Consider the following 25,041-nt stretch of genomic DNA (forward strand, 5'->3'; position numbering starts at 1 on the left):
CGGTTATCCACCGAAGCTTTCAGCCTATTGTTCACAAAGTTATGCACAGGTTCTGTGAATAATCCGGAAAAGTGCTTGGTTTACCGTGGTTTACGGATTTTCTTCAAGTGTTGTATCAAGATTATGCTGCACTGCGCTGAAGTTTTTCACTGGAAAGGCACAGTTATGCACAGAAGCGCGCAAGCGATGGGATATTTCACCCGCTCAAAGTAGAAAATCGTAAGTCATTGAATTTATACGGAAAATTTCGGCATTTATGTAGAGAATTTCCTAACGTTTTGATCTAGCGTAAACCTTCTCCACGGTCAACTTTTCCATTTTCCACAAAGTTTTCCACAGTTTTCCACAGCTTCTCGACAAGGTACCGGATTGTCCCACTGCATCCTGCAAATCGCGCTCGACACGCCGCTCGACAGCCTGTTCGACTACCGCTGGGCATGCGAACCCGGCAGCGAGCCGGAAGTCGGGCAACTGGCGCTCGTGAACTTCGGGCGGCGCGAGGCGGTCGGGCTGATCGTCGCCGTCAAGCACGAGACGGACGTCCCGGCCGACAAGCTGAAGGATGCGCTCGCCGTGCGCGGCCAGTTGTCGCCGCTGCCGGCGCGGTGGATCGCGCTGGCGCGCTTCGCCGCCGCGTATTACCACCGGCCGCTGGGCGAGGTGGCGATGCCGGGCCTGCCGAAGAATGTGCGGCTGTCGACGACGGTGGCGCTGGACCGGGCGCTGAAAAAACTGGCCAAGCTGCCGGATGCGCACGATCCCACGCCGGCCGATATGCCTGTCCTGAACGCGGCCCAGCAGCAGGCAGCGGATGCGATCGGCGGCGCGCAAGGATTCAGTCCGCTGCTGCTGTACGGCGTCACGGGCAGCGGCAAGACCGAGGTCTACCTGCAGGCCTGCGCGCAAGTCCTGCAGCGCGATGCCGATGCGCAGATCCTGATCCTGGTCCCCGAGATCAACCTGACGCCGCAACTGGAAGCGAACATCCGCGCGCGCTTCCCGGGCGTGATGCTGGCCACGCTGCACAGCAGCCTCTCGGAAGGCGAGCGCATGCTGCACTGGCTGGCCGCGCACACGGGCCGCGCGCGCATCGTGCTGGGCACGCGGCTGGCGATCCTCGCGTCGCTGCCGAACCTGAAGATGATCGTCATCGACGAGGAGCACGATCCGTCGTACAAGCAGCAGGAAGGCCTGCGCTATTCGGCGCGCGACCTGGCCGTGTGGCGCGCGCGCCAGCTCGGCATCCCCATCGTGCTGGGCTCCGCGACGCCGTCGCTGGAAAGCTGGCACCACGCGCAGACGGGCCGCTACCGCAGGCTCGAACTGCGCGAGCGCGCCGTGCGCGACGCCGTGCTCCCGCGCGTGAAGCTGGTCGACATGGAACGCGACAAGCCGAAGGAAGGCCTCACGTCGACGCTGATGCAGGCGCTGCGCCTGCGCATGGAACGGGGAGAGCAATCGCTGCTGTTCCTGAACCGGCGCGGCTATGCGCCCGTGCTGTGCTGCGAGGCGTGCGGCTGGATCAGCAACTGCACGCGCTGCACCGCGTTCATGGTCCTGCACCGGCCGGAGCGGCGGCTCCGATGCCACCACTGCTCGCTCGAGCTGCGCATCCCGCATGCGTGCCCGACGTGCGGCAACATCGATTTGCAGCCGCTGGGCCGCGGCACGCAGCGCGTCGAGGAAGGTCTGCAGGCGCTGTTCCCGGACGCGCGCATCCTGCGCATCGACGCCGACTCCACGCGCCGCAAGGGCAGCGCGCAGGAGGCGTTCGACACGGTGCACCGGGGCGACGTCGACATCCTGATCGGCACGCAGATGGTCGCCAAGGGCCACGATTTCAAAAGGCTGACGCTCGTCGGCGTGCTGAATCCCGACACGGCGCTGTTCTCGCAGGACTACCGCGCCAGCGAGCGGCTGTTCGCGCAGCTGATGCAGGTGGCGGGCCGCGCCGGCCGCGCGGGCTTGGAGTCGGAAGTGCTGATCCAGTCGCGCTACTGCCAGCATCCGCTGTACGGCGCCGTGATGCGGCACGACTACGACCGCTTTGCCGGCAGCCTGCTGGAAGAGCGCCACCAGGCCGCGCTGCCGCCGTACATGTACCAGGCGCTGCTGCGTGCCGAGGCGCCCGAGCTGGCGACGGCGATCGAATTCCTCGAGGCGGCGCGCGATGCGGTGCCGTCGGACACGGTCGTCATCAACGAGCCGATCCCGATGACGATGACCCGCGTGCACAACGTCGATCGCGCGCAGCTGCTCGTCGAATCGAATTCGCGGCCGGCGCTGCAGGCATTCTTGACCGAGTGGGTCGACGTGCTGCGGGCGATGAAGTCGCGGGTGCGGTGGTCGCTCGAGGTGGATCCGCTCGACATCTGAAATTACTCACGTCCAAGCCGAGTTCTTGAAAACAGCGTATCGTCACGCTCGTGAACTTCCCGGAGGTCAGATGAAAAAACTGAAGGTCGATGTCGCCGTGATCGGCGCCGGCACCGCCGGCCTCGTCGCCTACCGCGCCGCGAAGGCGCAGGGTGCGCGGACGGTGCTGATCGAGCGCGGCGTGTACGGCACCACGTGCGCGCGCGTGGGCTGCATGCCCAGCAAACTCCTGATCGCGGCCGCCGAGGCCGCCCACATGCTGCAGCTTGCGCCCCAGTTCGGCGTCCATCCGGGGACGACCCGCATCGACGGCGTCGCCGTGATGGCGCGCGTGCGGCGCGAGCGTGACCGCTTCGTCGGCTTCGTGGTCGAAGGCGTCGACGCGATGCCGGATGAAGACAAGGTGCGCGGCCATGCCCGCTTCGTCGATCCGCACACGCTGCAGGTCGACGACCACACGGAGATCGACGCCCGCCGCATCGTCATCGCCACCGGTTCGAGCCCCACGCGCCTGCCGACGCTGGAGAACGTGGGCCCCGGCGTGATCACGAGCGACGACGTGTTTTACTGGAACGACCTGCCGCGCTCGGTGGCCGTGATCGGCACGGGCGTCATCGGCCTGGAACTCGGCCAGGCCCTCGCGCGGCTGGGCGTGCGCACGCGCGTGTACGCGCGCGGCGGCAGCGTGGCGCAGTTGTCCGATCCGGTCGTGCTCAAGACGGCATCGCGCGTGCTGTGCGAAGAACTCGACATCCACTTCCAGTCGCGCATCCTGAAAGCGGAACAGGACGGCGACGACGTCGTGCTGACGACGGGCCGCCACGACGAAGCCATCACCGAACGGTTTCAATACGTGCTGCAGGCGGCCGGCCGCACGCCGAACGTGCATGGCCTGGGCCTGGAACACGCGGGCATCGCCCTGGACGACAGCGGCGTGCCGGTCTTCGATCCGCGCACCATGCAATGCGGGAACAGCCACATCTTCATCGCGGGCGACGCCAACCAGGAACGCCCCGTGCTGCCGGAAGCGGCCGACCACGGCAAGATCGCGGGCGACAATGCCGGCCGCTTCCCGGACATCCGCCCCGGCCTGCGCCGCGCGCCGCTGACGGCCGCGTTCACGGAACCGAACATCGTCACCTTGGGCGCCAGCTACAAGGCGCTGTGCGCACCGGGCAAATCGAAGTTCGCGGTGGGACAGGTGTCGTTCGAGAACCAGGGCCGCAGCCGCGTCATGTTGCAGAACAAGGGCATGCTGCGCGTGTACGGCGAATACCGCACGGGACGCTTCCTCGGCGCCGAGATGATCGCGCCGCGCGGCGAACACATCGGCCACCTGCTCGCCTGGGCCGTGCAGTCGCGCCTGACGGTGGACCAGATGCTGGAGATGCCGTTCTACCACCCCGTGATCGAAGAGGGCGTGCGCACGGCGCTGCGCGATCTCGCCGCCAATCTCGCCAAGGGAGAAAGCGACATCGATCCCGACTCGGTCGAGCCGGGAACGTGATCAGTTGAGCAGCGAGGCGTCCAGCTTCCCTTCGGACGCCAGCTGCCGCACGATCTTGATCGTATCGATGTCGGCTTCCTGGTAGGCCGACTTCTTGAAATCCTCGTACATGCGGCCCGTCTCGTCGGTCGCCGACGGATTGCCGTCGTCGTACAGGAAACGCACCCACATCACGCCCTCGGACGGCGCCTCGATGGTCATCGTCAGCAGCGACTGGGCAATATCTCCCTGCGCCGGCACTTCGTAGCGGACTTCGCGCAGCGGGTGCAGGACCACCTTGTCGTCGATGACCAGGTCGCCATAGCGCAGGCGGCGCATGAAGCTGCCGCTTTCGCGCTCGCTGATCGTGCATTCGTCCAGGTGCGGCACGAACATCTTCGGATCTTCCGCGCGCAGCACGAGGCCGCGCCACAGTTGTTCGCGTGTCATGGTGTCCGCCAGCGGATTCAGCGGGTCGTTAATCTCGATCAGGTGCTCAAATTTCATGTTGTATCCCTCGTTGGCTGCTGCCCGGTCATGTTAGCGCATGCTTGGCGGGACTGATGCAAAACGCACATGTGGAGGCGGCTTGCGGTTTACTCAAGCGGCGTCGTGGATTCGACACGAACGTTACGCACGAGCTTCCAGCTTCGCTACAATGCTGGGCTGTCCTCTCCAATATTTCCAATGTCCAACACCCCGAATTTCGGCCTGAACGGTCCGCAAAGCGAAGCCGTGCTCTATCTCGACGGTCCGTGCCTGGTGCTGGCCGGCGCCGGGTCGGGCAAGACGCGCGTCATTACGCAAAAGATCGCCTACATGATCGAGCACCGCGGCTACGATCCGCGCACGATCGCCGCCCTCACGTTCACGAACAAGGCCGCGCTCGAGATGCAGGAGCGTATCGCCAAGCTGCTCAAGCAACCCAAGCAGGCCAAGCAGCTGACGGTGTCCACGTTCCACTCGCTGGGCGTGAAAATCCTGCGCCAGGAAGCGGCCGGCGTTGGCCTGAAGGACAAGTTTTCCATCATGGACAGCGACGACTGCTACACCGTCGTCTCCGACCTGGCCGTCACCACCGACAAGCAGGAAATCCGCCGCATCCAGAACGCGATCTCGCTGTGGAAGAACGGCCTCGTCGACCCCGAGGACGCGATCAGGGACGCACGCGACGAGGACGAGGCCCAGGCCGGCCGCATCTACCGCAGTTATGTCGCGACCCTGCAGGCCTACCAGGCCGTCGACTTCGACGATCTCATTCGCCTGCCGGTGGAATTGTTCCGCAATAACGAGCCGATCCGCGACCGCTGGCAGCGCCGCCTGCGCTACCTGCTGATGGACGAGTACCAGGACACCAACACCTGCCAGTACGAACTGGTCAAATTGATGGTGACGGGCCTGGGCAAGAAGCCGATGTTCACGGCCGTGGGCGACGACGACCAGGCGATCTATGCATGGCGCGGCGCGTCGGTGGAAAACCTGCGCACCCTGCAGACGGACTTCCCCGACCTGAACGTGATCAAGCTGGAGCAGAACTACCGCTCCACGACGCGCATCCTGCAGGCGGCCAACGCCGTCATCGGCAACAACCCGAAACTGTTCGAAAAGTCGCTGTGGTCCGAGCACGGGCTGGGCGAGCCCATCAAGGTTCTCGGCATGCCGAACGACGAGACGGAAGCGGACCAGATCGCCATCATGATCTCGGCCGACCATTTCCAGCGCAAGAACAAATGGTCCGACTTCGCGATCCTGTACCGCGGCAACCACCAGGCCCGCGTGATCGAGCAGGCGCTGCGCAAGGAGCGCATCCCGTACACGATCTCGGGCGGCCAGAGCTTCTTCGACAAGGCCGAGATCAAGGACATCATCGCCTATCTGCGCCTGATCGCGAACCAGGACGACGACCCGGCCTTCATCCGCGCCATCACCACGCCCAAGCGCGGGGTCGGCATGACCACGCTGGAAAAGCTGGGCGAATTTTCCGGGCAATGGAACTGCTCGCTGTTCGAGGCGGCACTGAAGGGCGGCATCGAAGCGCTGCTGCAGGAGCGCCAGCTGTATCCGCTGCGCGAGTTCTGCCACTGGATCAACGAGCTGGAATCGCGCGCCACGCGTCCGGGGCCGTCCGGCAGTGGCGACCATGCCGCCGAGCTGATCGACGACATGATGAAGGAAATGAATTACGAGCACTACCTGTACGAGAACTTCGACGACAAGGCGGCGCAGGGCAAGTGGCAGAACGTGCTCGAGTTCCTGAACTGGCTGAAGGAGCGGGGCCGCGGCGGACGCGACCGTGACGGCGAAGAAAAGAACTTGCTGGAATTGACGCAGATGGTGGCGCTGATGTCCATGCTCGAGGGGCAGGACGAGGAACAGGATGCCGTCCGCATGTCGACCCTGCACGCCTCGAAGGGCCTCGAGTACCCGCACGTCTACCTCGTCGGTTGCGAGGAGGGCATCCTGCCGCACAAGGGCGATCCGGACGACCCCGTCGAGAAGATCGCCGCCCGCATCCAGGAAGAACGCCGGCTGATGTACGTGGGCATCACGCGCGCCCAGCGCAGCCTGCACGTCACGTGGTGCAAGAAGCGCAAGCGGGCAGGCGAGCTCGTGCATTGCGACCCGTCGCGCTTCATCAAGGAAATGGCACTCGACGTGGGCGATGCGCCGCCGAAGGAAAACGAAATCCTCACGCCCAAGGAACGTCTTGCCAGCCTGAAGGCGTTGCTGGCCACGCCGAAAGTGTGACGTTCAGGCCCAAGGGTGCGCACGATTGAAATTCTTATTTGACTTCAACTGTTGCGCGGGAAATACTTTCATGAATCAATTTTCACGCAGCAAGCATCGTTAATTTCATGGCTACCGTATCTGACATCACGACCACGCCCCTGTCCGGCTTGAACTACATCGATGCCCTGCTCGATACCGGCCCGGACTGGAATTATTTGACGGACTCCGCGGGAACACCCGTCTATACGCTCACTTATACGTTTTCCGTCGCGTTCGGTAACGAAGATCCGGCGGACGCACAACAGAATTTCACGGGCACGCAGCAGGCGTTCACGACCACGCAGCAGCAGGCTGTTCGCGCCGCGCTCGACTATCTCACGCAAGTCACGGGCATCAAGTTTGCCGAGACGACCAACGGCAACGCGGCGCAGATCCACCTGTCGTACGTCAACCTGATCGGCTCGAGCGTGACCGGCCTGTGCAGCTGGCACAGCACGTACTTCAAGTATGCCAGTGGCCAGCTGGTGAGTTACGACGCGGACGCCTATGTCTACCTCGACAACGACGCGATCTGGGGCGCGCAGAATGCGAACCTGAGCAAAGGCGGCGACGGCTACGAGACGCTGCTGCACGAACTGGGCCATGCGCTCGGCCTCAAGCACCCGTTCTACGAAGCGGACTATACGGGCGACAACAAAGCCGTGCTGCCGGACGCGCAGGACAACACGGCCTATACCTTGATGTCCTACGACGCCAATGGCGGCCCGTACGCGGCGTACCGCGACTACGACCTCGCCGCATTGCACTGGCTGTACGGGGACGATGGCCTTGGTGGCGCGCAGGGCATGAACTCGACCGGCGGCGGGCGCTACATCATGGGAACCAGCGGTACGGACACCCTCACCGGAACGAGCGCCGATGACAAGCTTGCTGGAAATGGAGGAAACAACATGATCGACGGAGGAGCAGGAAACGATACCGCCGTATTCAGCGGCGCGCGCATCGATTACACGTTCACGAAGCTTGCCAACGGCGACTTGCAGGCCGTCGACAAGACCGGCACCACGACATTGCATTCGATCGAACTGATCCAGTTCGGCAGCAGCCAGGCCGTCAGTGCCAGCACGGTCCTCAGCAGCGACACGACGCCGCCCGGCGCGCCCGTGATGGCGGTCACCCGCAACGGCGCCGGCTATGCGCAGGGCAGCCAGCCGTACGTGAGCGGCACCGCGGAAGCCAATGCCGTCGTCAAGATCTACACGGCCAACAACGTGCAGGTCGGAACCGCCCAGGCCGATGCGAAAGGCGTGTGGAGCACGAACCTGAGCCCGTTCGCCGACGGGGTCGGCTACACGATCTACGCGACCGCCACGGATACCGCCGGCAATATTTCGACGCACAGCGGCACGGCGACGTTCAACGTCGACGCGACCCCGCCCGTCATCCCGACCTTTGGTCTGCAATACGCGTCGGGCGACAACATCGCCACGTTCAGCGGCACCGGCGAAGCCGGCACGCTGATCCAGGTGGTGCGCGCGGGCGCGACCGTCGACGACTATATCGACATCGCCACCACCACCGTCCGCCTGGACGGCTCGTGGTCGGTGACCACGTCGCCGCTGCCCAATGCCGGCTACCAGGTCAACGTCGTCTCGTCCGACAAGGCGGGCAACGCCACCGCCAGCTTCAACAGCGCAACGTTTACGGTGGCGAACAGCGCCTTCCAGGGCGGTACGGCCAAGGACGACGTGATCAAGGTGACGGCCGCGAACGGCGGTCATGCGATCGACGGCGGCGCGGGCCGCGACACGGCGGTTATTGCGGGCAAGTTTGCCGATTACACGGTGGGCAAGGAAACGTGGGGCTACGGGGTCACGGACAAGCTGGGCAGCGGCGGACACGATTCGCTCATCAACGTCGAGCGTCTGCAATTCAACGACGTCAATGTCGCGCTGGACATCGATGGTCCCGCGGGCCAGGTCTACCGACTGTACAAGGCCGCGTTCGACCGTGAACCCGATCCCCAGATCAATTACTGGATCGATCGGGTCGACCATGGCCTGCAACTGGAAGACATGGCGAAGGAGTTCATGACCAACCAGCCCGAGTGGGACAAGATGTATGGCAAGACCCCGTCCAACGCCGACTTCCTGACGAACCTGTATGCCCACGTCCTGCACCGCGGGCCGGACGGCGAAGGTTACGCATTCTGGCTGAATGCGCTGGACACCAAGATCGCCACGCGCGAACACCTGCTCGCCTTCTTCAGCGAAAGCCCGGAAAACCAGTTGCAGGTGATCGGCTCGATCGAGAACGGCTTTACCTATACGCCTTTCGGCGCCTGACGCCGACGCACGCAGACGGCCGCCGCGACTGGCGGCCTTTTTTTCGCCCACGTATCATGCAGCTTTTACTTCACCGGACATCCACGTGAGCGACGAAAACCGTTTCATCGACATCGAAATCAAGCTGGCCGACCAGGAAAACCTCGTCGATACCCTCAACCGCACGATCTACGAGCAGGGCCGCCGCATCGACCAGCTGGAAGCCATGGTGGCCAAGCTGGCCGACCACGTGCGCGCGCTGCGTGACGCGGGGCAGGGCCCGCTCAACGAGCGGCCGCCGCATTATTGACGCATCACCAGCAGTCCATATCGATTTTTACAAGATGTCACCCGCGGTCCTTGCCTAATCTGTGATTTTTTTGGCGGGGGCTGACATGATAGCCATACGGAGTCTCGGGACGAGTCCGCTCGCGCTGCCTGCGCCATGGGGCACGCGTCCCCGCGCGGCGCGCTGCCCCGACAGGTTCGAGCTGAACGTTGCGACCGCCTATCACGACCGTCCGGACATCCTTGCGGCGTGGCACCGGATGCTGGCCGCGGCGGCCGGTCCGGAAACGCTGTACCAGTCGCCCCAATTCTTCAACCACCTGATCGACATGGATCGAGGGCGGGACGCGAACCACGAATTGTTCATCGTCCGCCGCAGTGTCGATTACGCGATCGTCGGCTTCGTTCCCGTGCGCACCCTGCCGTGCCGGATCGCGTTCCATGCCGGCCCCGTGCCGTTGTTCGGGCGGACATTGCGCGCCTGCCAGGTCCTCGGCAGCGTTCCGTTGCTGGACCCGGCGGAACCGGGCCTCGCCGAATTCATCGCGCAGCAGCTGCTCGACCGATTTGCGCACTGCCACGTGCTGTACCTGCAGGCCGTGCCGCAAGACGGCTGGAAAAGCATCGCGGGCGTGGCGGCGTACGTGCTGAACGGCTGGCGCGCATGCCATACGCAGCCGCTGCCGGACAGCGTCGACGCCTATTTGAAGCATTTCAGCGCCAAGAAGCGCTACAACCTGTCGCGCCAGGTCCGCCTGCTGACGGAAGCGGCCGGCCCGTTGCACGTGCTGCGCATCGTCCGGCCCGGCCAGGTCGGGGCCATGCTGGACGCCATGGTCGCCACCGACGCCTCCCGCGCCGCCGGGCGTGCCGGCGAGCAGGCGCGCCTGGAAAGCCTGGCGCGCCACGGCCTGCTGCTGTCCTACGTGATCCGCTGCGGCGAGAACGACGTCGCCGTCGTGTACGGCATGCGCTCGGCGTCCGTCTGGCATGTCTATAAAATTCTGTGCCGGCAGGATTACCTGCACCTGTCGGCCGGCACCAGCGCGATCCACCTGGCCGTGCAGGACGTGCTGGCCCATTTCACGTTCGACCACATCGACTTCGGTTACGGCACGCCGCACGCGGAATTCCGCTCCACGCATGTGCTGCAGACCCGCGGCCTGGTCCTGATGCACCGCGCGCGCAGCGGGACGGCCTGGCTGTTGAACGTCCACGGCCGGTACGATGCGCTGAACGGCGCGCTGATCCGCCAGGTGAAGCGGTTCCGGAAATGACTGTTATAGTGGCGGCACCTTTACCTCAATCCACGATGACTCATGAGTGACAACGCCCCCAGCCCGGAATTCTTCGACCGCGCCAACGCCCTCATCAACCTGGCGAACGACCAGTGTACGTCGACCCATCCGAGCGAAGTCAGCGCATCGACGCTGTACGCCTCGGCGCGCTTCAACGCCTTCATCGTCGCGGCAACGACCGGCAGCGCCGAGACCATGACCTCGGAAAAGGCGCGGGCCCTGGAGTATTTCACCGACCAGTTCCGCAAGATGATGGAAGCGAATCTCGACGATTTCATCGAGAACTTCGACACCTACATGAAGCGGGCGGAGAAGTAAGCGCCTGCGCTCCACACATGGCCGCCGCGTGCGGCCATTTTTTTATGCAGGGAAATGGCGTTCAAGCGGTACGCCCGTGGCGGCGGTTATCATGATGTCATTGTGAACTGAAGAGGTATCGATGATGCAATTCGAATTCAGGCCGCAGTGGAAAGAGGAACTGCTTTGCTCTTGTGCCCTTGGTTCATTCACGTTGGACATGCCGATGGGCGTCACGTCCGTGTACCTGCCAATCAAGGCGTGTTGGCATGAGACTGCGCCACCATGGGCATTGGAACTTTGGGACACGTTGCACCAGCAATTGCGAGCGTGGTGTGAAGAGAGAAATATTCCCCTTTATTTTTGTTAGTGCCACAACAATTACCTGTCAACCACAAGGACGTCGTATGAAACCTGCCGAATCGGTAACAGCATTCCAGGACTTCACTGCATCGAAAGGCATTGATTTGAATGCGTCAACGCCACGAGAAGGTATCGAAGCAATGCTTGAGTTTCGTGCCCAGGCCGCATGTGTTGCATGTTCCGACGATATGTTGCTGTACCAGTGGGGAAGCTACGACTGGGGAAACGGAAAATACTTCGAACTTGACATCACGCGTCAATTCATTGAAGCAGAGCTCGAGGATGACGACGCGATCAGCCAGCTGAGCCTTACATACAAGTACCAGCCAAGCGCTGAGCTGGATGCGCTCGGAACGAGTAACTGCTGGGAGGATGCAACACCGGACTTTCGCCGGTTCATCCTTACGTCCGCCCCATTTATTTCGGTTGCAGACGCAAAAGCGGATCAGATCGATCTCCGCCATTCTTACGTATAACGTTCACGAGAAAAGAGATGGGCAAAACTCGACTGGAAGCCTTCAGCGACGGCGTCATTGCCATCATCATCACCATCATGGTGCTGGAACTCAAAGTCCCGCACGGCGCCACGTTCGACGTGCTGCTGCCCCTATGGCCCGTCTTCATGAGCTATGTGCTCAGTTTCATCTACGTGGGCATCTACTGGAACAACCACCATCACATGCTGCACGCCGTGAAGGAAGTCAGCGGCGGCGTCCTGTGGGCCAATCTGCACCTGCTGTTCTGGTTGTCGCTGATCCCGTTCGTTACCGCGTGGATGGGCGAGAACCATTTCGAGAGCGGACCGACCGCGGCGTACGGCTTCGTCCTGTTCATGTGCTCCGTCGCCTATCTGATCCTGGTGCAGGTGTTGACGGCGAATCATCCGAAGAACGCGGCGCTGGCCGAGGCGATCGGCAAGGATCGCAAGGGCAAGCTGTCGTGCGTGCTGTATCTCTGCGGCGTCGCCCTGTCGTGGTTTGGCGCCTGGCTCGGGTTTCTCGTGTATGCCGCCGTCGCCATCGTGTGGCTGATTCCGGACCGGCGCATCGAGGATAAAGTGGCACAGGAAGAGCAATCGGAGCGGGGCTGAGTCCCCCGCAAAGCCTTTTTTTAGGCCGTAAATATGTAACTTACGGCAATATCCCTGCTATCCTTAGGGCGCACTTCACCGCCGGGTTCGTCCCGGCGGTTTCCATTATGGAGTGCACGAGCAAGAAGAGATCGGTCCGTGGCACAAGCACGGTCGGATCCGACAACCCTCCGGAGAGCCCAAAGAATGAACCGTTCGCACATCCTGGCCGTCGCTGTTACCGCAGCCGTCGCCAACCTGGCCCATGCCGCCCCCGCTTCGCTGCTGCCCGCGTCCAACCCGTTCGCCAAGCCGAGCACCCTGCAGTTCCAGTACCCGGCCTTCGACAAGATCAAGAACGAGGACTTCGCGCCGGCGTTCGAAGAAGGCATGCGCTTGCAGTCGCTGGAAATCGAGGCGATCGCCGCTAGCCGTGCAGCGCCGACCTTCGACAACACGATCGTCGCGATGGAGCGTTCGGGACTGCTGCTGAACCGCGTCTCGACCATCTTCTACAGCCTCGTCGGCGCCAATACCAATCCCACGCTCGACGCGCTCGACAAGGATCTCGCGCCGAAACTGGCCGCCCACAGCGACAAGATCCGCCTGAACGACAAGCTGTTCAAGCGCATCCAGACGCTGTACGACAAGCGCGCCAAGCTGCACCTCGATCCGGAATCGGCCTACCTGCTCGAGCGTTATCACACCGACTTCGTACGTGCTGGCGCGAAACTGTCCGCTGCCGACAAGGAAACACTGAAAGCCTATAACGGCAAGATCGCCGCCCTGCAGACCCAATTCAGCCAGAACGTGCTGAAGGAAGCGAATGCGTCGGCGCTCGTCGTCGACAAGCGCGAAGAACTCGCCGGCATGTCCGACAAGGCCATCGACGCCGCCGCCGCGCTGGCGAAGAAGGATGGTCTCGACGGCAAGTTCAAGGTGCCGGTCGTGAACACGACGCAGCAGGCGCCGCTGTCCGTGCTGACCAACCGCGCGACGCGCGAAAAACTGCTGGCCCTGTCGCTGGCCCGCGGCAGCCACGGCGGCGATTACGACAACCGCCAGGTCGTGCTGGACCTGGCCAAGGCACGCGCCGAACGCGCGAAGCTGCTTGGCTATCCGAACCACGCCGCGTACATGCTGGAAGACCAGACCGCCAAGACGACGGACGCCGTCAACAACCTGCTGGCCGAGTTCGCCAAGCCGGCCGTGCGCAATGCGAAGAAGGAAGCGGCCGAGATCCAGAAGGTCATCGATGCCGACGGGGGCAAGTTCCAGGCGACCGCCTACGACTGGAATTACTACACGGACAAGGTACGCCAGGCACGCTACGCGTTCGACGAAAACCAGCTGCGTCCCTATTTTGAGTTCAACAACGTGCTCGTGAACGGCGTGTTCTTCGCCGCCACCAAGGAATACGGCATCACGTTCAAGGAACGCCACGACCTGCCGGTGTACAACCCGGACGTGCGCGTGTTCGACGTGTTCGATGCCGACGGCAAGCAACTGGCGATCTTCCTGCACGACCCGTATGCCCGCTCGAACAAGCGCGGCGGCGCGTGGATGAATGCGTATGTCGGCCAGAACAAGCTCCTGGGCACGCACCCGGTCATCGCGAACCACCTGAATATCCCGAAACCGGCCGCGGGCGAGCCGACCCTGCTGACGTACGACGAAGTGCGCACGATGTTCCACGAATTCGGCCACGCGCTGCACGGCATGTTCTCGAACGTGAAATACCCGCGCTTCTCCGGCACCCGCGTGCCGCGCGACTACGTCGAGTTCCCGTCGCAGGTCAACGAGATGTGGATGGCGTGGCCGGAAGTGCTGGCGAATTATGCCAAGCACTACCAGACGGGCGCGCCCATGCCGAAAGAGTTGCTGGATAAAGTCCAGGCCTCGTCCAAGTTCAACGAGGGTTATCGCACGACCGAGTACCTGGCCGCGGCTATCCTCGACCAGAAATGGCATCAACTGGGCGCCGGGCAGATCCCGGCCGACGTGCTGGGCTTCGAGGCGACGGCGCTGCACGACGCCGGCGTCGACTTCCCGCTCGTCCCGCCGCGCTACCGCACGACGTACTTCTCGCACGTGTTCTCGGGCGGCTATTCGGCCGGCTACTACGGCTACCTGTGGGCCGAGAAGCTGGACGCCGACACCGTCGAATGGTTCAAGGAACACGGCGGCCTGACGCGCGCGAACGGCGACCGCTTCCGCCAGATGCTGCTGTCGCGCGGCGGCACGATGGATGCGATGGACATGTACCGCAACTTCCGCGGCCGTGATGCGAAGATCGAGCCGCTGCTGGAGCGCCGTGGCCTGACGGGCGAGTAATCCCGACGACAAGGGCGGCGCGCCAGGCCGCCCTTATCGGGTGTAGACTTCTCACAACATCATGACGTGAGAAAGCCATGCTGCCTGAAAACGAAAATACCCTGAAAGCGCACCTCAAGACGCTGCACCGCAGCCTCGAGGAAACCGGCGAAGTCGATGACGAACTGGAAATGCTGCTGCGCCAGCTCGACGGCGATATCAAGCACGTGCTCGACAAGCGCTCCCAGGATCCGGACGCGAACACGTACGGCCTGGCCTCGCGCACGCAGGAGCTGACAGCCCGCTTCGCCATCCGCCATCCGCACCTGGAACCGGCCCTCCGTGAGCTCGGCAACATCCTCGCGAGCATGGGAATTTAACGACAAGCCATTGAAAATTAAGCCATTTTTCGAGGGGTCCGCAGCTTAAACAGGCGTTTTCCGGTAAAATGCCGGCCAATGAACTCCCCTGCCAATCTTTTCGCGAACGTCGCCAAGCGTTCCAGCCGCGCCCCTGCGGCCCCGTTCCTGCCCATGTCCCGTGCCGAGATGGACAAGCTGGGCTGGGATTCGTGCGACATCATCCTGATCACGGGCGACGCCTACATCGACCATCCGAGTTTCGGCATGGCCCTCGTCGGCCGCCTGCTGGAGGCGCAGGGGTACCGCGTCGGCATCATCAGCCAGCCGGACTGGACCTCCGTGGAACCGTTCCGCGCGCTGGGCAAGCCGAACCTGTACTGGGGCATCACGGCCGGCAACATGGATTCGATGGTCAACCGCTACACGGCCGACCGCAAGATCCGCTCGGACGACGCCTACACGCCGAACGCCGAGCCCAATAAACGTCCGGACCGCGCCGTGACCGTCTACTGCCAGCGGGCGCGCGAAGCGTTCCCGGGCGTGCCCGTCATCGCCGGTTCGATCGAAGCGTCGCTGCGCCGCATCGCGCACTACGATTACTGGTCGGACAAGGTGCGCCGCTCGGTGCTGTTCGAATCGAAGGCCGACCTCGTCATCTTCGGCAACGCCGAACGCGCGCTCGTCGACGTCACCCGCCGCATCGCGGCCGGCGAGAACATCAAATCCATCCGCGACCTGCGCGGCACGGCCTTCCTCGTGCCGCACGGCTGGCTGCCGGATGAAGAGTGGACGGTGCACAATTCCACCCGCGTGGACGTGCCGGGCCGCATCGACGCGCAGCCGAACCCGTACGCGATGGCACTGGAAGATCCGAAGCAGTGCGCGCTGGACAATGCGCAGCCGGAACCGGAAGTCAAACCGATCGTCATCATGACGCGCGAACAGCGCCAGGCCGCCGCGCGCGAAAAGGCGCATAAGACCGTTGTCCGCCTGCCGTCGTTCGAGACCGTCAGCGAGGATCCGGTGATGTACGCGCACGCGTCGCGCGTGTTCCACCTTGAATCGAACCCGGGCAATGCGCGCGCGCTCGTGCAGCAGCACGGCGACCGCGACGTCTGGCTGAACCCGCCGCCGCTGCCGCTCGCGATGGACGAGATGGACGGCGTCTACGACCTGCAGTACGCGCGCGCGCCGCACCCGAGCTACGGCAAGGCGCACATCCCGGCCTGGGAAATGATCCGCTATTCCGTGAACATCATGCGCGGCTGTTTCGGCGGCTGCACGTTCTGCTCGATCACGGAACACGAGGGCCGCATCATCCAGAGCCGGTCGGAACCGTCGATCCTGCGCGAGATCGAGCTGATCCGCGACACGACGAAGAATTTCGCCGGCACCATCACGGACCTGGGCGGCCCGACCGCGAACATGTACCGCCTCGCGTGCAAGGACAAGAAGATCGAGGAAACGTGCCGCCGCCTGTCGTGCGTGTACCCGACCATCTGCAGCAACCTGGGCACGGACCACAGCAAGCTGATCTCGCTGTACCGCAAGGCGCGCGCGATCCCGGGCATCAAGAAGATCCTGATCGGCTCGGGCCTGCGCTACGACCTGGCCGTGCGTTCGCCGGAATACGTCAAGGAACTGGTCACCCACCACGTCGGCGGCCTGCTCAAAATTGCACCGGAGCACACGGAAGAGGGCACGCTCTCGAAGATGATGAAGCCGGGCATCGGTGCCTATGACGAGTTCAAGGCGCTGTTCGACAAGTACTCGCGCGAAGCGGGCAAGAAGCAATACCTGATCCCGTACTTCATCGCCGCGCACCCGGGCTCGACGGACGAGGACATGCTGAACCTGGCCCTCTGGCTGAAGAAGAACAATTTCCACCTCGACCAGGTGCAAACGTTCACGCCGACGCCGATGGCTATGGCGACGACGATGTATCACTCGGGTAAAAATCCGCTGCACAAGGTTACCGAGGATTCGGAAGAGGTCCTCACCGCGAAAAGCGGCAAGACGCGCAAGCTGCACAAGGCGTTCCTGCGCTACTACGATCCGGAAAACTGGCCGGTGCTGCGCGAAGGCCTGAAGCGCATGGGCCGCGGCGACCTGATCGGCAATGGCGAGCGTCACCTGGTGCCGCTGGCCGGGTCGGAACAGGAAGTTGCGCCGCAGCGTGGCGAGCGCCGTCCGCCGGTCGCGCAGCGCAGCGAGGCGCCGAAAGGCCGCGTGATCGAGGTCGCGACGCGGCGTAATGGACGCGGCGGCGAGCGTCGCGGCGAGCCGGCACCGTTCATGGCGCCGCCGTCGAAGGCGAAGGCGGGCATCCTGTCGACCATCAAGTCGAAGCCCAAGGCCGGCCGCAAATAACACCGGGGTCAGAGCCCGTTTTTTGGCAAAAGCTCAAAAGCTATTGCCAATATTCGGGCTCTGACCCCGGTTTCAAACACTCAAATCCGCGCTGGCCTGCTTGTCCCTCAACCTGCGCGCATACCGATGCCTTGCCCTGAGCCGCGGATTGGTCATGAGCCGTCCCATGGTCTCTCCAACGACCATCACGACCCCCAGCAGCGGCAGCACGAGCATCAACCCGGCCACGCCCGACAGCGCCCCGCCGATAAAGATCATCAGCACCGTCACCAGCGGGTGGATATGCAGGCTGCGCCCCAAGGTCAGCGGCATGAACACGAAGTCGTCCAGCAGCCTCGCGAGGATGAACACGACGATGGCGCCGTACGCGATCAGCGGATTGTTCGGCGCGTCCGTGGCCGCAACGACCACGACCATCATGCAGCCCACGACCGACCCGACGAACGGCACCCACGCCAGCAGCGCCGAAATAAAACCCAGCAGCAGCGGTGACGAGACGCCGATCACCCACAGGCCGAAGCCGAGCACGATGGTGTCCAGCACGGTCAGCTTCAACAAACCCTCGAAGTAACGGCGCGCGGTCTGGTCGACCTGGTGCAGCAGGAATAACGTCCGTTCGAAATAGGCGTTCGGCACGGCGCGGGCGAGGAATTTCTTGAAGCGCAGGCCGTCGCGCAGGAAGAAGAAGGCGAGGAACGGGGCCAGCAGCAGCGACGGCAGCCAGCCTGCGGCGCCCAGCAGGATGGTCGTCAGGTGGCGCTGCGCGAAATTGTCCGTGTAGGCCTTGAAGCGCTTGTTGACGATGGACGTCAAATGCATCTCGGCCAGGATCGGGAACTTGGCTTCCAGCAGCGTCATCGTATTGCGCACGAAGGCGACGCCGCCGTCCAGGTACAGGGCGCCCGTCTCGTGCCAACTGTCCGTATCGCCGGGCGTGCTGGTCCAGGTCATCGCCGCCATCACCAGCAGGACGGTGGCGCCGTAGAACACGATGCAGACGAGCGTGGCCGAGACGTTGCGGGTGAAACCCGCGCGCAGCAGGCGTTGCATCGGGCCCAGCAGGATGTAGTACATGACGGTGCCGAGGATGAAGGGCAGCACCAGCCACAGCATGTGCTCGAGCAGCACCAGCAGCAGGCATGTCACGCCGATGATGCCGGTCCAGACGAAGGGACCGCTGCGCTCGTCGCGGAGGGCGCCGTGGATCACAGCGCCTCCACCTGGGCGTTGCCGTCGAGCCAGCCGCGCAGGCGCTGGCCGATGTGGCGCGCCAGGGCGAGCGAGATCTTGTAGCCGATCACGGCATCCGTTTCCATCAGGGCGAGAAAGTCGTCGCGGAAGAAGACGGCCAGTTCGCACGCGTCGAGGGCGCGGACCTGGGCGCTGCGCGGGGAATTGTCCAGCAGGGCGAGGTCGCCGAAGAAACTGCCGGCGCTCAGTTCGCCCACGATCTGGCGGCCCCGGCTGTGGCTGCGGCTGATTTGCACGCGGCCGCTCATCACGAGATACAGCGCCTGGCCTTCCTCGCCTTCGTCGAACACGATCTCGTCGGGCAGGTAGCGGCGCTCATGCATGAGGCCGTCGACAAACTTGATTTCCAACGGTTTGAGGGAACGGAACAGCGGCGTGTTCTGCAGCCGAAGCTGGCGAGGGGACAGCGTGGACGATTTCAGGAAACCAAAAATCACGAAAGCTCCAGGACGATGCAACCGAGTGGCTGCTTTGTCAATTATGAACGATTCATTTGTGCTTGCGCAGCAACGAATGCTCAGTTAATTGGACGCGACACAACACCCTCTAGCCGCCGTGCATACCGCTCGACCATTGGTGCAAATCGTGCGTGCACCCAATTGGAAAACGTGTAATATAATTCCTTTGGGAAATATTAATTACATTCATGGCATCATCTCACCACGTCCTGCCAGGAGGAACCGAGTGATCGATATCCAGACCTTCATGCTGGCGCTTGGCGTCGGCAACACAGCGTTTGCGTTGCTGATGGCGGGTTACATGCGCGGTGCGGCACCCAATCCGGGGCTGCGCACCTGGATGTGGGCGCGGCTATCGTCGGGTCTGGCACAGATCTGCTGCTGGGTGGCGCCGCATGTCGGCCTGCCCATCGCGGAGGAGCTGGCCGCGTTCGGCTGGGTGGGCGGTGTCGCGCTGGAACTGGCCTCGTACTGCGTGTTCTTCGGGTTCCGCAACTGGCGCCGGATTCTCGCACCGGCCACCGTCGCGGCGCTGATCATCGTCGCGGCTGCGGCGCTGGCGCAGGCGTCGCGCGAGCAGATGACGCAAGTGGTGGCCGTCATCGTCGCCCTGTTCGCTTCCGGTGCCGCCGCGATCCTGCTGCGGCCGCAGGCCGATGCGCCGCTGCTGCAGCGTGTCATCGGCGTCAACGATGCCTTGTTCGCCATCGCGATCTGGATCTGGATGGCGGTGGCCAATGGCGGCGTGGGCATGTTCAATACGAATCCGGTGTATGGCTTCGCCTACCTGGCCAGCTATCTGCTGATGATCGTCAATGGCTTCGGCTTCCTGTTGCTGTGCAAGCTGAAGGACGACCAGCGCATGCAGCGCCTGGCCACGATCGACGGCCTGACGGACATGCTGAACCGCCGCGCCTTCTTCGAGCGTGCCGAGAGCGCCCTGCAGACGGCGGTCCGCCTGCGCAAGCCGATCGCGCTGATGATGCTCGATCTCGATCATTTCAAGCAGCTCAACGACGGCTTCGGCCATGCCTGCGGCGACGAGGCCTTGCGGTTGTTTGCCGACACGGCGCGCGCCACCTTGCGCGAGAACGATGTGATTGGCCGGCTGGGCGGAGAAGAGTTCGCGCTGGCGATGCCGGGTACGTCGCTGGCAGGCGCGCAGTATGCGGCCGAACGCCTGCGCATCGCCGTCGCCGAAGCGCCGGCGCTCACCTGCGCCGCGACCTATCGCATGACGGTCAGCATCGGCCTTGTGATGATCGATCCGAACGAGGAATTGACGGCCGCGCTGGCGCGCGCCGACCACGCCCTGTATGCGGCCAAGACCGGTGGCCGTAACCGCGTCGAGATCGGCGCGCCCCTCCTCAGGCGGGCCTGAACGGCCGGCGTTCAGAGCACGCCCGGTTGCGTGTCGAGGTCGAGCGTGACCGTCGGCGCGATGCGCAGGTCCAGGTGGCTCGTCAGCACGGTGCAGCTCGTGCCCGCGCGCGTGCGCCGCGCGAGGACTTCTTCCAGCACGCCGACCGCGTCGACGTCCAGGCCGTTGAACGGTTCGTCCACCAGCAGCAGGCGCGCGGGCAGTGCGAGCGCGAACGCCAGCTGCAGCTTTTTATATTGTCCCAGCGACAGGCCCGTGACCGGCTGCGCGCCGATGTCGGCGACGTGGAACGCGTCCAGGTGGCGGTCCAGCACGGCGCGGTCGGCATCCAGGTAGAGCGCGAGATGCAGTTCGAGCCATTCGCGCGCCGTCAGCCAGTCCAGGGCCGGCGCTTCGCCGCCGCAATAAAAGCTCAGGCGGCGGTAGGCGAGCGCATCCGTTGCGCTGTCCAGGCCGTCCAGGCGGATGTGGCCGCGGCTCGGCGCCAGCGCGCCGCCCAGCAGTTTCAGCAAGGTCGTCTTGCCGCGGCCGTTGCGGCCGCGCAGCCACGTCAGGCCTGGGCCGAGTTGCAGGTTCAGGCCGTAGAAGACGCTGCGCGTCGCGAAGTGAAACGCCAGATCCTTGATGTCGACGGCGGGATTCAATTCCATAGTTGGCTTCCGGTAGCGCACAGCAGCATGATGGCGAGCGCGACGAGCGCCATGCGGCCGCGTGCCGTGAAGGGAGGCGTCAGCACGAGCAGCGGCGGCACGCTCCAGGCAAGTAGTAGATAAAAGCGGCCGGCCGTGCCATGCCAGGCGCCGGCCAGCGCACCCGTCGCGGTGACGGCGGCGGGCGCGAGCGCGATGCCCAGCAGCACCAGCGCGCGGGCATGCCAGGCCAGCGCGGCGACGTCGACCGGCCAGCCGGCCGCGAGCCCGCGCACGCGCGCGAGCTGGCGCCGCAGTGCCTGGTCGGCCTCGTGCGCGAGCAGCACCAGCAGGATGCTCGTCACGATCGCGCCGGCCACGCGCGGCAGCGCCTGCGGCCCCAGCATCCACAACACACCGGCACCGATGGCGGCAGCCAGCAGTGCGCCCTGGCGCGCGCCGGCGGTAGCGCCGCGCCACAGGGGCAGCCAGAACAATTGACGCCACAGGTAGAACCAACCCGCGCGCGGTATGGGTGGCCGGGTCGCGGCGGCGGCGTCCGCCGGCGCCTGCTGCGATCGTTGCGGCAGGGCCGCACCGCGCACGAGCAGGCCGGTGGCGCAGGCCAGCGTCAGCAGGAAGGAGAACACGGTGCCGCCGACGGCGCGCAGCGGCGCCATCCAGCCGGGATCCTGCACCAGCCAGATCGCCAGCGATGCCGCATAGGCCAGTGCCAGCGGTGCGGTCAGCAAGGCGGCGACGGCGGCGGCGGCGCGCAGCAACCTGGCGGGCGGTACGGGCAACGGACGCAACCAGGCGGCCACGTCCGCGGGCACGACCCGGGGCCGCAGCAGCACGATGGGCAGGCTCATCGCGACGCCGTGCAGGCACAACAGGGGCAGCGCGAACGGCAGCGGTTCGGCCGCCGCGAGCATGGCGGGCAGGGCGGCGAAGGCGAGCAGGCCGAGTGTCATCGGACCCAGCACGAGCATGGCGATCTCGGCGGAGCTGCGCAGGCGCGACGCCAGTTGCGCCACGGCGTGGCGGGCAAGGCGGATCCGGAACCGGGTATAGGGATGAACCATCGATAGAGTGCAGGGTCTGAAACGAAAAAAGGTCCGACGAATCGGACCTTTTCTCTTGATACTGGCGGAGCGGACGGGGCTCGAACCCGCGACCCCCGGCGTGACAGGCCGGTATTCTAACCAACTGAACTACCGCTCCATTTACTCTGATCGGTTCTTCACTTCGCAAGATCTCTGAAACTGACTGGTGGGCGCTGAGAGGCTCGAACTCCCGACCTAATCCTTGTAAGGGATCCGCTCTACCAACTGAGCTAAGCGCCCGCTTCAGGGTTTTTCCTGCCGACGTTTGTCATCACGTCCGAAGAGGCCCGAATCATAGCGTATCCCTTCGAAAACCTGCAAGGGTTTTTCAGAAAAAAGTGAACAGGGATGTGACACACCACGTTCTCATATACAACAAACTGTTGTATGGATGTGTAAGCCGATTCGTATTCCTTGCATAAGGATATACACATAATCGACAATTGCCGGTTTACATGCCGGCAATATTTAGACATCAACAATCAGGTGCGGGTTTGCCGAGGCAGGAGAGACAGGCGGAGACAACGCGGCAGTTTTTTTACTCTTCCCAGCTAGGAAAAACTCAATGATCAAGATGTCCAAGATGCACAAGCGCGTCATCGCCGCGCATGGCGCAATGCTGGCGCTCGCAGCCGTACCCGGCGGCGCGGCTCTGGCCCAGACTGCGCAGGCGACCGAACTGCAGACGGTGACCGTGACCGCACAACGCCGTACCGAAAACATCAAGGAAGTGCCGGTGTCCGTCACCGCCATCAAGGGCGAGAAGCTGGACGTGCTCGTGTCCGGCGGCGCAGACATCCGCCTGCTGGCCGGCAAGACCCCCAGCCTGAACGTTGAGTCCTCGAACGGCCGCACGTTCCCGCGTTTCTACATCCGCGGCTACGGCAATACGGACTTCTCGACCTTCGCATCGCAGCCGGTGTCGCTGATCTATGACGACATCGTCCAGGAAAACCCGATCCTGAAGGGCTACCCGATCTTCGACCTGGCCGGCGTGGAAGTGCTGCGCGGCCCGCAGGGCACGCTGTTCGGTCGCAACACCCCGGCCGGTGTCGTGAAATTCGAATCCGAGAAGCCGAATCTCAAGAAGACCGAGGGTTACTACAACCTGTCGTACGGCACCCACGGCACGGCCAACGTCGAAGGCGCGATCAACGTGCCGCTGTCGGACAAGTGGGCGATGCGCGTGTCGACCCTGCGCCAGCACCGCGACGACTTCGTCGACAACTACAGCGACGTCGCCAAGACGAACAAGACCGGCGAACTGGACGGCTACAACGAACACGCCGAGCGCGTGCAATTCCTGTACAAGCCGGATACCACGTTCAGCGCCCTGTTCAACGTGCACCAGCGCACGACCAACGGCAGCGCCCGTCTGTTCCGCGCGAACCTGATCAAGAAGGGCACGAACGATATCGCCGACGGCTACGACCTCGACAGCATCGTGACGAACGCCCAGAACTTCCAGAGCCTCAAGACGAACGGCGCCAATGCCCGCATCACGTGGGACCTGGGTCCGGTCATCTTCCACTCGATCACCGGTTACGAGTCGGTCGGCAGCTACTACAGCCGCGGCGACATCGACGGCGGCACGCCGCAAGGTCCGGGCTTCATTCCGTTCCAGTCCGAGACGGGCGGTTTCATCGACGACCTGAAGCAGTATTCGCAGGAATTCCGCGTCGAATCGAAGAGCACGGGCCCGCTGAACTGGCAGGCCGGCGTCTACTACTTCAAGGAAGACGTGACGGGCGGCAGCGACGGCTACAACAGCGCCACCGGCGCCCGCACCTCGCGCCAGGCCAGCGAGCAGAACAACAAGGCCTGGGCCGCGTTCGGTTCCGTGACGTACAACATCAACGACGCCCTGTCGGTGCGCGGCGGTATCCGCTACACGGACGACAAGAAGGACTTCCGCACCGTCACCGCGATCGGCTTCACGCCGGTGGGTCCGAACAGTGTCGGCGAAAGCAAGGACAAGATCAGCTGGGACCTGTCGAGCACGTACAAGCTGAATCGTGACGTGAACCTGTACGCGCGCATCGCGACCGGCTTCCGCGCCCCGAGCATCGCGCCGGCCTCGACCTTCGCACCGGTGGGCATCACCGTCGCCGACGCCGAGACGATCACGTCGTACGAAGGCGGCATCAAGGCCGACCTGTTCGAACGCCGTGCCCGCGTCGCGTTCTCGCTGTACGACTACGAGATCAAGAACCAGCAGCTGACCGTGGTCGGCGGCAACACCAACGTTACCAAGCTGATCAACGCGAAGAAGACGGCTGGCCGCGGCGCCGAGTTCGACCTGGAAGGCCTCGTGACGCCGGACCTGCGCATCGGCGCCAGCGCGTCGTACAACTTCACGGAAATCCGCGACCCGAGCCTGTCGCTGACGAAGTGCGCAGCCTGCACGATCACCGATCCGCTGAACGCCGCCGGCAACGTCCTCATCGATGGCAACCCGCTGCCGCAGGCACCGAAGTGGATCGTCAACCTGAACGCCCGCTACAGCATGCCGGTCGCCAATGGCGAGTTCTACGTCTACACCGACTGGTCGTACCGTTCGAAGATCAATTTCTTCCTGTACGAAGCGAAAGAGTTCACGGGCAAGCCGCTGACGGAAGGCGGCCTGCGCCTGGGCTATATCTGGGCCGACGGCAAGTATGAAGTGGCCGCCTTCGGCCGCAACATCCTCGACCAGCGCCGCATCTCGGGTGCCATCGACTTCAACAACCTGACGGGCTTCACCAACGAGCCGCGCACCTACGGTGTCCAGTTCAAAGGCAATTTCTAAGCTTTAAAAAGAAGTCGTCAGACAGAAAGGCCGCGAGCGATCGCGGCCTTTTTTAATTCGGGGTCAGAGTGAGATGCACCGGTTTGGTGGACAGGTTAAATCAGGTACACCTGTGCATTTTTTCGACTTCGGCCGGCGTACGGTAGCCGAGC

The 25,041-nt window shown here is 63.7% G+C and carries 19 protein-coding genes and 2 tRNA genes; 14 read left to right on the forward strand and 7 right to left on the reverse strand.

All coding sequences use genetic code 11. From position 1 onward, the window contains the following. The first annotated feature begins 369 nt into the window (after nucleotides 1–369). Entirely contained in the window at nucleotides 370–2,376 is a 2,007-nt protein-coding gene (locus ASD28_RS08110) for a primosomal protein N' (RefSeq protein ID WP_056126165.1), read from the forward strand. A gap of 70 nt (nucleotides 2,377–2,446) precedes the next feature. Then, nucleotides 2,447–3,883 carry a dihydrolipoyl dehydrogenase gene (locus ASD28_RS08115; protein WP_056126168.1) on the forward strand — a complete coding sequence of 479 codons (1,437 nt, stop codon included), beginning with the start codon at nucleotides 2,447–2,449 and terminating at the stop codon, nucleotides 3,881–3,883. Here the strand turns inward: ASD28_RS08115 and ASD28_RS08120 are convergent, their stop codons facing one another. Further along, the gene (locus ASD28_RS08120) at nucleotides 3,884–4,369 is read right to left on the reverse strand and encodes an SRPBCC family protein (RefSeq protein ID WP_056126170.1); all 486 of its coding nucleotides are present in this window, start codon (nucleotides 4,367–4,369) and stop codon (nucleotides 3,884–3,886) included. It abuts the gene before it with no gap. Between the two features lie 180 nt (nucleotides 4,370–4,549). Here ASD28_RS08120 and ASD28_RS08125 point away from each other — a divergent pair, with 180 nt between their 5' ends. The 10 genes from ASD28_RS08125 to ASD28_RS08170 all read left to right on the forward strand — a co-directional run bounded on the left by ASD28_RS08125 (nucleotide 4,550) and on the right by ASD28_RS08170 (nucleotide 17,276). Beyond that, nucleotides 4,550–6,610: a UvrD-helicase domain-containing protein gene (locus tag ASD28_RS08125; RefSeq protein ID WP_056126171.1), complete on the forward strand. Its 2,061-nt coding sequence runs from the start codon at nucleotides 4,550–4,552 to the stop codon at nucleotides 6,608–6,610. A gap of 107 nt (nucleotides 6,611–6,717) precedes the next feature. Continuing rightward, nucleotides 6,718–8,937: a DUF4214 domain-containing protein gene (locus tag ASD28_RS08130; RefSeq protein ID WP_056126173.1), complete on the forward strand. Its 2,220-nt coding sequence runs from the start codon at nucleotides 6,718–6,720 to the stop codon at nucleotides 8,935–8,937. 85 nt (nucleotides 8,938–9,022) lie between these two features. Beyond that, nucleotides 9,023–9,226, forward strand: coding sequence for a SlyX family protein (locus ASD28_RS08135; protein ID WP_056126175.1), 204 nt, complete (start codon nucleotides 9,023–9,025; stop codon nucleotides 9,224–9,226). 85 nt (nucleotides 9,227–9,311) lie between these two features. Next, a complete protein-coding gene (locus tag ASD28_RS08140) occupies nucleotides 9,312–10,481 on the forward strand; it encodes a GNAT family N-acetyltransferase (protein ID WP_082577526.1) in 1,170 nt (389 codons plus the stop codon). Between the two features lie 42 nt (nucleotides 10,482–10,523). Then, the gene (locus ASD28_RS08145; protein ID WP_056126179.1) at nucleotides 10,524–10,820 is read left to right on the forward strand and encodes a DUF3144 domain-containing protein; all 297 of its coding nucleotides are present in this window, start codon (nucleotides 10,524–10,526) and stop codon (nucleotides 10,818–10,820) included. A 386-nt stretch (nucleotides 10,821–11,206) separates the two neighbouring features. Next, nucleotides 11,207–11,638 (forward strand): hypothetical protein, encoded by a 432-nt coding sequence (locus ASD28_RS08150; RefSeq protein WP_156403921.1) that lies wholly within the window; start codon nucleotides 11,207–11,209, stop codon nucleotides 11,636–11,638. A gap of 17 nt (nucleotides 11,639–11,655) precedes the next feature. Then, nucleotides 11,656–12,252, forward strand: a complete 597-nt coding sequence (locus ASD28_RS08155) for a TMEM175 family protein (RefSeq protein ID WP_056126182.1) — start codon at nucleotides 11,656–11,658, stop codon at nucleotides 12,250–12,252. Between the two features lie 186 nt (nucleotides 12,253–12,438). Next, a complete protein-coding gene (locus tag ASD28_RS08160; RefSeq protein WP_056126185.1) occupies nucleotides 12,439–14,565 on the forward strand; it encodes a M3 family metallopeptidase in 2,127 nt (708 codons plus the stop codon). A 77-nt stretch (nucleotides 14,566–14,642) separates the two neighbouring features. Then, nucleotides 14,643–14,924 carry a DUF4404 family protein gene (locus tag ASD28_RS08165; RefSeq protein WP_056126187.1) on the forward strand — a complete coding sequence of 94 codons (282 nt, stop codon included), beginning with the start codon at nucleotides 14,643–14,645 and terminating at the stop codon, nucleotides 14,922–14,924. Between the two features lie 78 nt (nucleotides 14,925–15,002). Next, nucleotides 15,003–17,276: a YgiQ family radical SAM protein gene (locus tag ASD28_RS08170; RefSeq protein WP_082577527.1), complete on the forward strand. Its 2,274-nt coding sequence runs from the start codon at nucleotides 15,003–15,005 to the stop codon at nucleotides 17,274–17,276. 72 nt (nucleotides 17,277–17,348) lie between these two features. Here the strand turns inward: ASD28_RS08170 and ASD28_RS08175 are convergent, their stop codons facing one another. Together ASD28_RS08175 and ASD28_RS08180 are read right to left on the reverse strand one after the other, a co-directional pair. Then, a complete protein-coding gene (locus ASD28_RS08175; RefSeq protein ID WP_229412236.1) occupies nucleotides 17,349–18,485 on the reverse strand; it encodes an AI-2E family transporter in 1,137 nt (378 codons plus the stop codon). Beyond that, nucleotides 18,482–18,964 carry a cyclic nucleotide-binding domain-containing protein gene (locus ASD28_RS08180; RefSeq protein ID WP_056126189.1) on the reverse strand — a complete coding sequence of 161 codons (483 nt, stop codon included), beginning with the start codon at nucleotides 18,962–18,964 and terminating at the stop codon, nucleotides 18,482–18,484. Before ASD28_RS08180 ends, ASD28_RS08175 begins: the two co-directional genes overlap by 4 nt. A 247-nt stretch (nucleotides 18,965–19,211) precedes the next feature. Between ASD28_RS08180 and ASD28_RS08185 the strand changes: the two genes are divergently transcribed. Then, nucleotides 19,212–20,366 (forward strand): diguanylate cyclase, encoded by a 1,155-nt coding sequence (locus tag ASD28_RS08185; protein ID WP_056126191.1) that lies wholly within the window; start codon nucleotides 19,212–19,214, stop codon nucleotides 20,364–20,366. Between the two features lie 11 nt (nucleotides 20,367–20,377). On the opposite strand, the gene ASD28_RS08190 is transcribed toward ASD28_RS08185, so the two are convergent. The 4 genes from ASD28_RS08190 to ASD28_RS08205 all read right to left on the reverse strand — a co-directional run bounded on the left by ASD28_RS08190 (nucleotide 20,378) and on the right by ASD28_RS08205 (nucleotide 22,341). After that, nucleotides 20,378–21,016 carry an ATP-binding cassette domain-containing protein gene (locus ASD28_RS08190; protein WP_056126192.1) on the reverse strand — a complete coding sequence of 213 codons (639 nt, stop codon included), beginning with the start codon at nucleotides 21,014–21,016 and terminating at the stop codon, nucleotides 20,378–20,380. After that, nucleotides 21,007–22,080: a hypothetical protein gene (locus ASD28_RS08195; protein WP_156650892.1), complete on the reverse strand. Its 1,074-nt coding sequence runs from the start codon at nucleotides 22,078–22,080 to the stop codon at nucleotides 21,007–21,009. Before ASD28_RS08195 ends, ASD28_RS08190 begins: the two co-directional genes overlap by 10 nt. Nucleotides 22,081–22,142: 62 nt before the next feature. Further along, nucleotides 22,143–22,219, reverse strand: a tRNA-Asp gene (locus tag ASD28_RS08200). 46 nt (nucleotides 22,220–22,265) lie between these two features. Further along, nucleotides 22,266–22,341, reverse strand: a tRNA-Val gene (locus tag ASD28_RS08205). A 325-nt stretch (nucleotides 22,342–22,666) separates the two neighbouring features. Here ASD28_RS08205 and ASD28_RS08210 point away from each other — a divergent pair. Further along, on the forward strand, nucleotides 22,667–24,889 hold the full coding sequence (locus ASD28_RS08210; RefSeq protein WP_056126196.1) for a TonB-dependent receptor: 2,223 nt from the start codon (nucleotides 22,667–22,669) through the stop codon (nucleotides 24,887–24,889). Nucleotides 24,890–25,041 lie beyond the last annotated feature (152 nt).

The sequence above is a fragment of the Massilia sp. Root133 genome, from assembly GCF_001426525.1.
Lineage (GTDB): Bacteria > Pseudomonadota > Gammaproteobacteria > Burkholderiales > Burkholderiaceae_D > Telluria > Telluria orientalis.

What these genes read in the sequence shown, in the direction of transcription:
- ASD28_RS08115 (WP_056126168.1), top strand. Translation starts at nt 2,447, where the DNA reads ATGAAAAAACTGAAGGTCGATGTCGCCGTGATCGGCGCCGGCACCGCC.
- ASD28_RS08120 (WP_056126170.1), bottom strand. Translation starts at nt 4,369, where the DNA reads ATGAAATTTGAGCACCTGATCGAGATTAACGACCCGCTGAATCCGCTG.
- ASD28_RS08125 (WP_056126171.1), top strand. Translation starts at nt 4,550, where the DNA reads ATGTCCAACACCCCGAATTTCGGCCTGAACGGTCCGCAAAGCGAAGCC.
- ASD28_RS08130 (WP_056126173.1), top strand. Translation starts at nt 6,718, where the DNA reads ATGGCTACCGTATCTGACATCACGACCACGCCCCTGTCCGGCTTGAAC.
- ASD28_RS08140 (WP_082577526.1), top strand. Translation starts at nt 9,312, where the DNA reads ATGATAGCCATACGGAGTCTCGGGACGAGTCCGCTCGCGCTGCCTGCG.
- ASD28_RS08145 (WP_056126179.1), top strand. Translation starts at nt 10,524, where the DNA reads ATGAGTGACAACGCCCCCAGCCCGGAATTCTTCGACCGCGCCAACGCC.
- ASD28_RS08150 (WP_156403921.1), top strand. Translation starts at nt 11,207, where the DNA reads ATGAAACCTGCCGAATCGGTAACAGCATTCCAGGACTTCACTGCATCG.
- ASD28_RS08155 (WP_056126182.1), top strand. Translation starts at nt 11,656, where the DNA reads ATGGGCAAAACTCGACTGGAAGCCTTCAGCGACGGCGTCATTGCCATC.
- ASD28_RS08160 (WP_056126185.1), top strand. Translation starts at nt 12,439, where the DNA reads ATGAACCGTTCGCACATCCTGGCCGTCGCTGTTACCGCAGCCGTCGCC.
- ASD28_RS08165 (WP_056126187.1), top strand. Translation starts at nt 14,643, where the DNA reads ATGCTGCCTGAAAACGAAAATACCCTGAAAGCGCACCTCAAGACGCTG.
- ASD28_RS08170 (WP_082577527.1), top strand. Translation starts at nt 15,003, where the DNA reads ATGAACTCCCCTGCCAATCTTTTCGCGAACGTCGCCAAGCGTTCCAGC.
- ASD28_RS08190 (WP_056126192.1), bottom strand. Translation starts at nt 21,016, where the DNA reads ATGGAATTGAATCCCGCCGTCGACATCAAGGATCTGGCGTTTCACTTC.
- ASD28_RS08195 (WP_156650892.1), bottom strand. Translation starts at nt 22,080, where the DNA reads ATGGTTCATCCCTATACCCGGTTCCGGATCCGCCTTGCCCGCCACGCC.
- ASD28_RS08210 (WP_056126196.1), top strand. Translation starts at nt 22,667, where the DNA reads ATGATCAAGATGTCCAAGATGCACAAGCGCGTCATCGCCGCGCATGGC.